Raw genomic sequence first — 13250 nt, forward strand, 5'->3', positions numbered from 1 at the left:
AACTTTGTATTTATAATCAAATACTAGATTTTGACTTTGTGCAGTCTTTTTTGAAGCTTCATTGAACTCATCACAATCCCACAATATTTGTATTATATCGTGCATTAGATTTTTACTTAACTAATATATATAAACAGGAACTTAGCGAGGAGGTTATATCAGATGGTTAATAAAATAGAATTAAGTGAAGGAATAGATAAATGTGCTAAAGTATGGGGGGCCGCTGGAGCAGTCGCTGTTTATAAAAATGGTAAATGTTATCACAAGAATTTCTACGGTCTTGCAGATAGAGAGAAAAAGTTACCCATTACAGAGAAAAGTACTTATCTGCTATCTTTTAACAGTCGATTTTTAATGGGGTTGTGTATCGGGAAGTTAATCGATGATAAAAAGCTTAATCTTATGGATAAGCTGGACAAGTATATTCCTGAATATACTCACGCTTCCGAAATTACACTCAAGCAACTTTGCTTAAAGCAGAGTGGCATTCCAGATTTTTTTAACGGTGGAATCATGAAAGTGCAACAGACAGATGATGCATATCAAGCTTTAAGTGACCAAAAGCGTAACCTTGTAGATCGTAAGATTTTTACGCATCCATGGACATTTGGAGATGCAATTGATTACGTAAACGGAAAAGAACTAACCTGTATACCAGGAACTGAGCCAACAGACGATCTTGATAACATGACAGAAACGGTTTTCATCCGCGAAGTTATTGAGCGGGCTTCAGGGAAAAACTTGCCAAACTATGTGAGGACTGCGATCTTTGCTCCACTCGACATTAGCGGCGAATATTTAAAAGTCAACACAAAACCGTATGCAGTCCATCACATGACTATCTACATGAATAGTGAATACGAAGCAGATGTGAAATATACATTCGCAATGAATTATGCTGAGGCTGAGAAATTGCTTGTTACTGTTTTGGAAAAAAAGCTGCTGTCTGAAAAAGCCTGGAAAGCCATTACTACCACAGCTACTTTTGAGCAGAGCATTGCATTTAATTCTGTGTCTGGATTGCTCAGTGCGCGTGATTTCTGTTATGGTAATCTCGGTTGGAGTTGTTACCTTTATCTGGATTGGGAAGCGAAGATAGGGCTTCTTCATCTGACCAACAGCGAACTTATTGTACGTTGCGCAAACGGAGATAGGTTAAGCCAGTTCCGCAAAGAATTTCGCAAAGAGGCAACCGCGACATTTGTCTATCCCAAAAATACGAAACTGGTTCCTTACGGTAAAACGAACCTGTGGGATGCAATGGACTTATCCATAGACGATGAACAACTGGAATATATGAGAAATGCGCAGCAGGCCATTTGTATCGCTTATGCATACAAACAGAAGCTGTTTGTACTCATGGAAGGTATGCGTTCTATCGGCTTGGTGGCATTTAAAATCGATAAGAAGAATGAAAATTACTACATAGAAAGTGTACTAATCGACAAAAAATATCAGCACCGAGGTTTTGGCAAGATTATGATGATGAAGGGTCTTGAATATTTGAAATCTCAGGGGTGTAAGTATCTTACAATTGGAGTTAACCGCTTTAACGTTACAGCTCAGAAACTGTACAAATCTGTCGGTTTTAAAGAAAAAACTGTATATGAAGATTTTATTGAAATGGAAACATATCTGTAATATGCTTTCTTTTGTGTGAGGAAAACCACTCTTGTGCAGGAGACCCAGGGTAACTTAGCTTTATTAATGGATTCCTAATTATTTAATTGAGTATTCTAATATAATGCGACCATAATCTTTTTAATTTTTAAACTTCTACAATTTATGAATAACTAATGAAACTTAATATTAAAAAGTGTCCTAAGCATTTCTAAACTGTTCTACAAATACTTATTGCTTGGCCTTTTTTAAGTCATTATTTTTTCGCAATATCTTCCCCATGTTATAAATTTTGCATTGATAAATACGTCTCTATAAAATTATAACATTTTTCCACATATATTACATTTATGTTTAACAAGCTAAAATCACAAAAATAATTACAGATTAATAATTTACAATTTTGGTTGAAAATTATAGATTTCCAGGATAAAAATTTAGGATTGAAAATCTTAGATTTTCTTTAAAAACATTTTATTTTAGAAATCTTTCTAAAAAGAGTTTATCATTAATTTTCAATTCCAGATCGCTCTTAGCCCTTATTTCATCAATCTTTTAGACTTTAAAATTTTTATAAAGTAAAAAAAGCTATAAAATAAGGCAGAGCCTAAATTTTATAGCTTTTACGTTTTATATTAGATTTAATATTTGAAATTTATTTTTCCATAGGCATATTAGAATCTCCGCTCCATTCGTAAATAGAACCTTCGTAATTTCTAACTTTATCAAAGCCAACTGCTCTGAGTATCATGGATGCATATCCAGATCTTATACCCATAGTTCAGTATACTGTAAAGTCATCATCAACAGTAACTCCAGCCTTTTCCTTCATAATAGATTTAATTTCATCTGGAGATTTAGGAGTACCATTTTTATTTAAAAGCTCTAACCATTCTATATGAACAGCTCCTTCTATATGTCCTCCTCTTGGTTCTCCAGCATTTTGAGAACCCTCAAACTCTTTTTTAGTTCTAACATCTATTAATACTTCTTTTCCTAAATTTTCTTCTACTCTTTCTTTTGTAGTATAGTAAGTCTCATCGTATTCTTTTAAATCAACTATCTCATTTGTTGGAGTTGCTTCAATAGGTTCTTTGCTTACATCATATCCAAGTTCTTTCCAATTTGTAAGACCACCAGCTAAAATTCTTACATTATCTAATCCTGCCATTTTAAGTTGCCAAACTGCCCTTCCATCTGCTCCTGGTCCTTTAAATGCATCTGAATAAAAGACAACTAGCTTGTCTTTATTTATTCCTAAGCTTTGAATGGCTTTTTGTAAATCCTCTTTTTTCTTTATAGTTCCCCATCCATCATCTCCTGGTTTTCCAACCTTATCAGAAAAGTAATGAAGTCCTATACTTACTGCTCCTTTAATATGCTCTTTTTCATATACATCTGGTTTATTACAATCAAGTATTATAATATCGTTACTTTCAAGTTTCTCTTTAACTTCTGATGGATCAATAAATATATCTTGCTTAGCATAAACTGTATTATCAAATTTTATTTGACTTTCAGAATCATTCTTAGAAGATGTGTTATTACTTCCACAGCCTGCTAGAATAAACATAGATGCTGCAAGAATTAAAGATCCTAATCTCAAACTTCTTCTCATGTAATTCTTCCTCTCTTTTGTTATTTTTTATTTTTATCATTCCATAATTTTTTAACAAGAACAACTAAAACTGAAGCTGCAAAAAGCATAAGTAACCCAAATACAAATTTCTTGGTTCCTCCAGTAAGTTGTCCACCTATGTATGAATAAACTATAGTAGCAGGTAGTTGTCCAACTCCTGTTGCCCAAAAGAATGACCAAAAACTCATAGTAGTAAGTCCTGCTGCATAACTCACCAAATCAAATGATATAAATGGTAAGAGCCTAGCTATAAGTATTGCATAGTTACCGTATTTTTCGAAAAAGCTATCTATATCCTTTAATGCAAATTTACTTGTAAGCTTTTCTACTGAATCTCTCCCTAAAAATCTAGCTATGTAAAAGCATAATACAGTTCCTGCCATAGCTGATGCCCATGATAATATTGCACCTTTTACCCATCCAAATATAGCAGCATTAGCAAAAGTTATTAAAAATGCTGGAAGTGGTGCTGCCACGGATTGAAAAATCATTAATAAAAATGATACTACTGGAGCCCAAACTCCAAATCCTAAAATATATCCTCTCACCAAATCTATGTCCATATTTCCTAGAATAAATATTGCTTGTTTTATATTAGTAGACAAATTAGGTATTAAAAAATAAGCTAATACACAAGCAACAAGTACCCCAACCTTAATCTTCCAAGATTTTTTCACCTGAATTCTCTCCTCACTTAGTTATTTATAATTTATTAACACTTTCAAATATCGTATTAAATATCTCGATTTGCCCTATTATCACTAGGAATATCTAGATATTAACAAATATTAATGTCTAATAAACTCCTTTTGATTCCTTCTATTAATGAATACATCATATAAAAAGTTTCATTTTGTTAACATTTTATTCGATATAATTCTACACGTTTAACCATATTGTAATCAATCTATATTGGCATTTTCTATAGTTACTTATTATTCTATAGAAAATACCAATAACGATTAATATACATATTCTCTAAAAAGTTTTATTTGTTTGAGTTTTAATTATAGTTTTAGTAATTAATAAAAATAATCAATATAACCACTATTTAAGTAGTATATTGATTTCTTTTATTATTTAGTCTCTGTTTTAGAATAGTGTTGAAAAATAGTATAAAAATAAAGGGTAGTTAACGCCACCCTTTATTTTTATACTATTCCAAAGTTATGAACTAATTATTATTAAAAAAACTTTCAAATGAAGTCTCGTCTTTTAGTAAGTTTTTTAAATCTTCACCATATTTTTTTTCTAATTCTTTTCTATTATATTTATAAGAGTTTTCACCTACGTTATCTACATTGAATTCTATAATGTCAGCATTTTGTATAAGTCATAATAATACTACAGCGTTCTTCTCTAAAAGCTCACTAGGTTTTTTGTTGCTCCAAAAATTATTATAATCATCTGTACCCAAATTTTGATTTGCTTTATAATTAACGATTATTCCATAAGGCTCTTTATCAGTCTGTAAACTAAATCCTTCGTTATAATTGTTACCAGGTAACCTGTCTATTATATTTCCTACAGCACTATTATCACCTACATATGAGCCCTTGTATTTTAGCAAATCATCTATTTCAACTTGCGAAATAGTTTCCATATTTTGATGTGATGTTTTAGTAGAAGTACCCACACAACCTATTAAACTAATTGATACAATTATTATTACAGGAACAAATATTTTGAATTTATTTTTCATATAATCCCTCCTTTTATTTTTTGATGTCATATTTTACAAGTAGAATAATTCAATTGTTCATTACTATATAATTTATTATATAGTAATTATATAGTGATATAAATATTGGTTATATTTCTTCAAATTGCTGTGTATAGCATTAATATGTTGAATATGATAAATTCCTTATTTATATTTTCCTTCTTTTATACGTTTATGATCTAGTAAAAGTTTTTGGGCAAATTAACTATATCTCCTATAATTATCAGTACAAAGGATAGAGCTATCGAGGTATCATCAAGCCAATTATAGGAGCACATATTATTCCCATCTGTGCTGTTATATAAGTTATCCATACAGCTATTCCCTCTAATTTAAAGTTATATCCTAATATATCCGTTGAGGCTATTATACAATCTGATATCATAAAAATTATTGCAGCTAGGAATGTATACTTAAATACTCCCCCAACACTTATAAATAAGAACATTGAAAATATGAACATATTTGTTATTATTGCACCATAAAATATTGCTCCTAATTCTGTTATTTTTTCTTCAGAATACTTTCCTATAAAAGATTTATATTCTAAAATTACTACAGATAAAAATATTACTATAGCAACTATCAAATAGTATAATTTAAAAACATCTTCATTTATCATTACACTTATATATGCTAACGCATAATTTATATGTGCTAATGAAAATATAATCATACCCCCAATTAAATTGTTTTTAGTTTTTATAAGCCTACACATTATCAAATCTGCAAAAGATGATAAAATCATTCCTATAAGTACAAACATAGAATACTTATGAGTCAAATTATTAGAATTCAAAAAAACTATTATTGCAGTAAATGACATAAGAAAACTAATACTTACCTTAATAGGTCTTGGTAACATTCTTTTAAATTTGTGATTTTTAGGTCTATTAAATGCTATAATAATTCCACTTATAAATAAAATGCATTGAATTACTATAATATACTTAATAGTCTCCAACCCTAAATTTATCATAACCACCCCCATTACAATCATCTAATATTTTACCATATATTTCATAATTGTATAATACTGATTTTAACCTTTTTCTGTACATATGTTATTATTAAAGCTAAAATTAGTTAAAATAAAAATGGAATATCTCAAAATTACTTTTCAAGATAATCCATTTTATAATATTTTAATTTCTATATTATATTTATTATTTGTTAAGTTCGTAATGAAATATTTTATACCATGATTTTTCTCTTAATATACTTAACGCATATTTCTTAGCTTCTTCATTAGATAATCCCATATCTTTTTCTGCAATACTAATTAAACACTCCTCTATATTGGAATTTTTTTTATATTTGGATATCAAATATGCTATTGCCTTTATTTTAAGTGATTCTTTATTCATATCTTCTTTCTTAAAATCTATTAAATCACTCTCATTGCATAAATTAATTAAACAAGTATCATTTAATTTAACATCTTTTTTTACCATAGATATAACAATACTAGGATCAACATTATATTCACTACTGTATTGTTTTATATCATAACTATTATCTACAGGATACAACATCTTATTTCCTATAATATACATTACACTAAACAAAAATACTATGATTATAATATTAAATATTATCTTCTTCATATTATAATCACTCTATTTCCCTTAATCTCTCTACTATACTATTTTTACTTATAGATTTATAACCAATTAATGGAACACTCATCATCAAAATAATATTTACTGCCATAGATATAATTGTTGATATAGCATATATATTAAAATTAAAACTTGAATATATAGGCATTACCATTGGTGCTAGTAATGATACTCCAAATCCTAGTGGCAATATTAGGATTAATGATAGTAATGCATAATATATTCCTTCAAATACTATCATCTTTTTAATTTGCTTCTTGGTCATACCAATAGCTTCAAGCATTGAAAATTCCACTTTTCTTGATAATATCCCTGTTAAGGCTGTATTTATAACATTGAGCATACCAATAATGGCTAGTACCCCTGATACAATAAGTCCAACTATTATTACAATTTGCTTAAATCTTGATATTCCTTCAATGAAAAAATATTTAGAATTTATATTTAATTGTCTATTTCCACTACTTGCTACAACTTTAGAAACTATATCATTAGCTTCTTTTAAATTAGTATCTTTCTTTACATTAATTCCAATTTTCTTAATTGAATTTTCATAATCTTTAAATACATCTTTAAATTTATTTTCCTCTATATTTATAACTTCTAAGTTATTTGTCATCTCGAAATTATCTGAACCTTTTAATGGTTTTCCTACAACTGCCATTACAGTAAATTCTTCTTTAACTATACTTTCATTGCCTTTATTATCTCTTAAAATAAAGCTTATTGGCACATTATCCCCAGCTTTAATTACTCCATTATCATTATTTTTATATAAAATTATATAGTTTCCACCTGTAAATTCACTTTCTTTTATCTCTCCATCTATAATCCTTACTCTAGAAATTTCATTTTTAAGTTCTTTTTCATTAAGACTTGAAACTTGAGCTCTAATATTCCCATCTTCACTATAGTAAAATCCACAATATCTTTTGGTCGGATCTCCATAACCTTTAAACTCTTCTCCTATTTTTCCTTCTGGTAATATTTCTGATGAAAAATCATAGAACTCACCTTCTGTATTAGGAGTTATACCTTCATAATAAATAGTTGTTTTGTCAACAAAGTTTAAATTTGATAATTTATCATATAATTCTTTTGTAATTGGTTTATATTCTCCATTGTCTAAATTAGAAATATTATTTTCAATTTGGAAGTCCCAAACCTCTTGATGATCTGCATGTTTCTTAGGATCTACTCCCATAAAAATATTAACTGCAAATATAAATATAGCTGCACTTATTGATATTGATAAAATTGATATACCTACCTTTTTCTTATTTTTCATTATATTAGCCCAGGCCATATTATGAAGTTTTCCACCATTATATCCTTTTTTAATCTTTTTCTCTGATTTTATAGTACTTACTGTTGAATACTTAACTGCCTCTACTGGAGAAATTTTTTTAGCAATTTTAACTGACTTATTACAACTAATATAAACTGTAATTAAAGAAAATATAGCTGAGAATATAAATATGAACGGATTGCTATGAACCTTTACTAAACTTCCAAATGCCATCATTTCAAGAATCATTGGGGTTAGCTTAAATCCTATTAAATATCCCAATACTAATCCTATAGGTATTCCTATAATTGACAATATAAGACCCTGTCTTAGTATTATTTTCTTTATTTGTTTATCTGTTGTACCAATAGTTTTTAGTAACCCATAGAACCTAATATCTCTAACTACTGAAATATAAAAAATATTATATATAACAAGATAACCACTTAATAAAAGTAAAAATACAGCTATAGATATTATTAATATAAGATCTAATGGCTTATTCTGTTTAATAAAATCATTTTCTTTATGAAATTTTGGATGTTCTTTATATGAATTACTTCCTACATCATTTGCTAGTGCTTTTATTTTATTTTTTGCTTCATCTATGGTAGATTTTTCATTTAAATTTTTTAAAGTAACTAATGCAGTGCCATTAATTTTATTACTGTCTATCGGCCTAATAATTTCTTCTATAAATTTTGGAGATACAAATAATGCTGATTTACTAACGCCTCTTGGAACTATAGATTCATAATAACCACTTAAAATAAATTGTATATTTCTACTTTCTCCATTTATATCCATTTCCAAATTAATTTTTTCACCTATATCGTATTTAAGATTTAATGAATCTAAAATCCATGTCGGTGCAATAATCTCTTTACAATTCTTAGGAAAGTTTCCTTCTTTAAGATTTATTCCCATCATATCGTATACTTCTTTGTCATCAGTTCCTTGTATTATTATATTTTCCTTTGAAATTTCTTTATTTTTAACAGGATTTAAGGTTGCATTTTGTATATATCCTATTTTATCTATATTACTATTTTTCTTTAAGTTATCATATTGTTCTCTGTTTAAATCTATATATCCATCTGAGTTTACTCCACTAATACTTATAATATCATAAACTTTTTTTGTATTAGAAAAAGTTATACCTACAGTAAATGTTGCAGTAAGTAATACTGTTGTTAAAATTATTGCTATTATTACAAATATATTTCTCATTTTATTAGTAGATAAGCTTCTTCTACTTATTTTTTTTACTACTTTACTATTATTATTGTGTAACACTCTAAACTTCCTCCTACTTATCTACAATTTTACCATCTTCAATTCTTATAACTCTATGTGCCATTTGTGCAATTACCTCATCGTGAGTAATCATAATAATTGTTTGATTAAATTTTTCACTTGTAACTTTAAGAAGCCCTAAAACTTCTTGTCCAGTTTTACTATCTAGATTTCCTGTTGGCTCGTCTGCAAGTATAATAGATGGTTTGGTAACTAAAGCTCTAGCAATTGCCACACGCTGTTGCTGACCACCTGAAAGATTATTAGGTAATCTATCTATTTTATCTTTAAGACCTAGTGTATTAATAATATTATCAACAAACTCTTTATCAATCTGCCCCCCATCAAGTTCTATAGGTAAGACTATATTCTCATATACATTTAATATAGGAACAAGATTAAAACTCTGAAATATAAATCCAACATTTCTTCTTCTGAAAATAGTTAAGTCATCACTATTCATTAAACATATATCTTTACCTTCTACATATACTTTTCCTTCTGTTGGTATATCAAGTCCTCCTAACATATTAAGCAATGTGCTTTTTCCTGATCCTGATGTTCCAACTATGGCTATAAACTCGCCTTTTTCAATATATATATTTACATCATCCAATGCCTTTACAAGATTCTCATCTTTACCATAATATTTTTTTACTCCTTTAGTCTCCAATATACTCATAAAATTCATCTCCTTAATAACTCTCTTGTTTACTACTCTTTAATGGTATCATGTTAAACTTTCTTATGTCCTCTCAGCTTTGTTATAATAATCAAGATAAATATCACAATTTTGTTATATTTATTTGCTACTAAAAATTATATAATTATGATATTAAAAAAATTCTTTATGATTATGACTTATAATCTTTATATAAACTTTGCTCAAAATAAACTTAGTCGGTTACAAATTATAATTTTAAAATGGCAATTTGAAGTAAGTGGTCATACTATTAGTGGAACTTATTTTAAACATAATTAAAGGAGGAAAAAATCCCTCCTTTAGGCTGTTTTTTGAAGATTCATTCTACATAATACTGTTAGGTAAAAATATTGAAAAGATAGACCCTACTCCTTTTCGCGAATTAACCTTAATGTACCCACCTTCCATACTTATTATTTCTCTTGAAAGATAGAGCCCTATACCAACACCATCAATTGTACTTACAGACTTAATTCTATAAAAACGCTTAAAAATATTATTTATTTCTTCCTTGTCTATTCCCATGCCTGAGTCCATAATATCTATTTTTGTAAATAGTTCCCACGACTCAACGCTAATTTTAATATTTCCTCCACTATAAGTATATTTTACTGCATTATCTAAAATATTAAATATAGCTTCGCTTGTCCATTTTGGATCATAAAATGCCTTTATACTGTGATGACAATTAACTCTAACAGATATATTTTTCTTTTCAGCCTTTAAATATATACTACTTAAAGCCTGGGCAATAGTTTCACTGATCTCATATTCTGTTAAGTTTAATTTTATAATTCCATTTTCAAGCCTAGACATTTTAATTAAAGCTTGTATTAACCATTCAAGTTTATTTATTTGTGATTTCATGTTATTTAAAAAGATAAGCCTATTACTTTCACTAAGCTTTCTATCAATCAAAGTATCATTATACATTGTTATATTTGCAATAGGAGTTTTTATCTGATGAGATATATCTGAAATTAAAGATTTTATACTATTCTTTTCTATTTCATATTTTTCCTCTCTATCTTTCATAACCTCAACTAAATGTTTTAACTTGTTTTCAGTCTTAGATAATATAGTCTCTTCATTTATTTCAAAAGACAAATCATACTTTTGTAATATTATATTATCAATTACATATATAATTCTTTCTGAAAACTTTAAAATATCTTTTCTTATATAATAAATGAGTATAGTAATAATTAGTAAAATTATTATTATGAATATCAACGTATGCACTAATATGTTGTTCAATTCTTTATTAAGATATGGGGCTTGCTTTACAATATATTTTATTTTATATCTTAAAAATAATGAAAATATTATTGCTATAGCTAAAACTAATAAAAAAACTATCCTGTATATATGGTCTTTAATAAACTTTTTCATTATTCCTCACCAGCCCAAACATATCCACTTCCATATACTGTCTTTATATATTTAGGTCTTGATGGATTATCTTCTATTTTATTTCTTAATCTATTTATATTAACTGTTAAAACATGTTCTTCTATGAAGTCATCATCATCATATAAGACCTGTAAAAGCTTTTGTCTTGTTAACACTTTTCCCTTTGATTCTATTAATTTTTTAAAAAGCTTGTACTCTGTAGGTGCTAAGTCTATAGCTTTTCCATTCTTTTGAACTGTCATTTTATCTAAATCAATTTTAAACTCATCAACTATAAAATCATTATTTACGTCTTTATTTTTAGATTTAGAATATCTTCTTAATAAAGCAAATACTCTTTCTCTTAAAATATTTAAATTAAAAGGTTTAGTTATATAATCATCTCCACCAATCCTAAATCCTGTAATTATGTCTAGTTCCATATCACAAGCTGTTAAAAATAAAATACCTGTATCATAATGTTTTCTTATCTCTCTACAAAAATCAAAGCCATTTCCATCTGGAAGATTTACATCTAATATTATTAAATCTATTTCTTTTTTCAACAAATTTTCTTTTGCATCTTTTAAAGTATTTGATGATATAACCGTAAATCCATCCATATTAAGATTGAAAGTTATTCCATTATTTAAGGTAATATCATCTTCTACAATCATTATTGTACTCATTGAATATTTCTCCTTTCTATAACCAAAACACTATTTAAAGTTCCATAACCTTGCTCTTATTCATAGCAAAATAATCACATACTATATTATTTTATTCGTTATATAATATGTCCTCTTTAATTTTCATATAATTGCATTTTCTTTTATTACAAATCAACTTTTTTCTCTTATTTATTTTTCTATATAATATTTTATATTTATTCTATGTATAAGCTTCTTATCATTATATATATTTATGTAAAATATTTGTAATTTAGTTAAAGTTTCTTTATAATTGAATAATAAAACTCCACAAATTAATATGAACTAATTATTCAAACTTAAAATTAAGGGGGGATTGTTGTGTTATCACATAAAGGTACAGAAGCAATCAATGCAGATAGACTCTTACTGCGAAGATTTGAACTTAGTGACGCATATGATATGTTTAAAAACTGGGCAAATGATAGTGAGGTAACAAAATTTTTATCATGGAAACCACATAGTAGTATAGAAGTTACTAAAGAAATTCTAGAGAAGTGGGGAAATGAGTATAATAATAATATCTATAATTGGGCTATTGAATTAAAAGAAATAGGAGAAGTTATTGGCAGCATTTGCATAGTTAAGTTAGATGAAAAAAACTATTCTTGTGAAATAGGGTATTGTACGTCAAGAATATACTGGGGCAAGGGCATAATGAGTGAATCACTAAAAGCAGTAATTGACTATTTATTTCTGAAGTAGATTTTAATCGAATTGTTGCAAAACACGACACAAATAATGTTGCATCAGGTAAGGTAATGCTCAAAAGTGGAATGAAATATGAAGGAACATTAAGACAAGTTGAAATACGTGATAATAAAGAATTTTATGATTTGGCTGTATATGCAATTTTAAAAAATGATTGGTTAACCAAGAACAATCAATTATCATAATATATGAGTTTAGGGAAGTATAAAATGAAGTGCACCCCAAATGTTAGACACTGAAAATAAGAAGTGTATAATAAAAAAGGGGTGTATATTTTATGTCCAAAAGAAAAACGTATAGTGGAGAAATAAAACAGAAGGTTATAGAAGATATTAGGAATAATAATCTAAGTTTTAGTGATGCAGAAAAAAAGTATGGAATTGCTGACTCAATCATCTCAAGATGGGATCGGATATATCTTGAAGAAGGTGTGGATGGATTATACAAACAGAGGTGTGGAAGAAAAAAAGGTGGCAGTAATCAAGGATATCCTAAGCAGCTGACTAAACAAGTTGAAGAAGATTTAATCGCTGAAAACCAAAGACT

Annotated in this window: 12 protein-coding genes and 2 pseudogenes; 3 read left to right on the top strand and 11 right to left on the bottom strand. The window is 27.8% G+C overall.

All coding sequences use genetic code 11. The features are described from left to right. The first annotated feature begins 162 nt into the window (after positions 1 to 162). Entirely contained in the window at positions 163 to 1641 is a 1479-nt protein-coding gene (locus BM119_RS07095) for a GNAT family N-acetyltransferase (RefSeq protein WP_090040124.1), read from the top strand. Between the two features lie 634 nt (positions 1642 to 2275). On the opposite strand, the gene BM119_RS20195 is transcribed toward BM119_RS07095, so the two are convergent. The 11 genes and pseudogenes from BM119_RS20195 to BM119_RS07140 all read right to left on the bottom strand — a co-directional run bounded on the left by BM119_RS20195 (position 2276) and on the right by BM119_RS07140 (position 11972). Then, on the bottom strand, positions 2276 to 2398 hold the full coding sequence (locus BM119_RS20195) for a rhodanese-like domain-containing protein (RefSeq protein ID WP_242948349.1): 123 nt from the start codon (positions 2396 to 2398) through the stop codon (positions 2276 to 2278). A gap of 3 nt (positions 2399 to 2401) precedes the next feature. Further along, a complete protein-coding gene (locus BM119_RS07100) occupies positions 2402 to 3238 on the bottom strand; it encodes a sulfurtransferase (RefSeq protein WP_090040126.1) in 837 nt (278 codons plus the stop codon). A gap of 20 nt (positions 3239 to 3258) precedes the next feature. After that, positions 3259 to 3942 (bottom strand): TVP38/TMEM64 family protein, encoded by a 684-nt coding sequence (locus tag BM119_RS07105; protein ID WP_423231000.1) that lies wholly within the window; start codon positions 3940 to 3942, stop codon positions 3259 to 3261. A 491-nt stretch (positions 3943 to 4433) separates the two neighbouring features. Continuing rightward, positions 4434 to 4961: pseudogene (locus BM119_RS07110) on the bottom strand (DUF4825 domain-containing protein). Positions 4962 to 5048: 87 nt separating this feature from the next. Continuing rightward, a pseudogene (locus BM119_RS20565) lies at positions 5049 to 5228 on the bottom strand (IS1595 family transposase); the annotation flags it as partial. After that, on the bottom strand, positions 5224 to 5982 hold the full coding sequence (locus BM119_RS07115) for a lysoplasmalogenase family protein (RefSeq protein WP_090040128.1): 759 nt from the start codon (positions 5980 to 5982) through the stop codon (positions 5224 to 5226). The gene BM119_RS07115 and the pseudogene BM119_RS20565, both read right to left, overlap by 5 nt. Positions 5983 to 6148: 166 nt before the next feature. Beyond that, a complete protein-coding gene (locus tag BM119_RS07120; protein WP_090040129.1) occupies positions 6149 to 6589 on the bottom strand; it encodes a hypothetical protein in 441 nt (146 codons plus the stop codon). A 7-nt stretch (positions 6590 to 6596) separates the two neighbouring features. Then, a complete protein-coding gene (locus BM119_RS07125; protein WP_090040131.1) occupies positions 6597 to 9188 on the bottom strand; it encodes an ABC transporter permease in 2592 nt (863 codons plus the stop codon). 13 nt (positions 9189 to 9201) lie between these two features. Next, a complete protein-coding gene (locus BM119_RS07130) occupies positions 9202 to 9870 on the bottom strand; it encodes an ABC transporter ATP-binding protein (RefSeq protein WP_090040133.1) in 669 nt (222 codons plus the stop codon). Between the two features lie 345 nt (positions 9871 to 10215). After that, a complete protein-coding gene (locus BM119_RS07135; protein ID WP_090040134.1) occupies positions 10216 to 11283 on the bottom strand; it encodes a sensor histidine kinase in 1068 nt (355 codons plus the stop codon). Beyond that, the gene (locus BM119_RS07140; RefSeq protein WP_090040135.1) at positions 11283 to 11972 is read right to left on the bottom strand and encodes a response regulator transcription factor; all 690 of its coding nucleotides are present in this window, start codon (positions 11970 to 11972) and stop codon (positions 11283 to 11285) included. Before BM119_RS07140 ends, BM119_RS07135 begins: the two co-directional genes overlap by 1 nt. Positions 11973 to 12314: 342 nt before the next feature. Between BM119_RS07140 and BM119_RS07145 the strand changes: the two genes are divergently transcribed. Then, complete coding sequence (locus tag BM119_RS07145; protein ID WP_341465749.1) at positions 12315 to 12698, top strand: GNAT family N-acetyltransferase; 384 nt, start codon at positions 12315 to 12317, stop codon at positions 12696 to 12698. 283 nt (positions 12699 to 12981) lie between these two features. Further along, on the top strand, positions 12982 to 13250 hold a 269-nt coding region (locus BM119_RS07150), incomplete at its 3' end, for a helix-turn-helix domain-containing protein (RefSeq protein WP_143087300.1).

Origin of the sequence: Clostridium frigidicarnis, from assembly GCF_900111985.1 — a bacterium.
Classification (GTDB): domain Bacteria; phylum Bacillota; class Clostridia; order Clostridiales; family Clostridiaceae; genus Clostridium_Z; species Clostridium_Z frigidicarnis.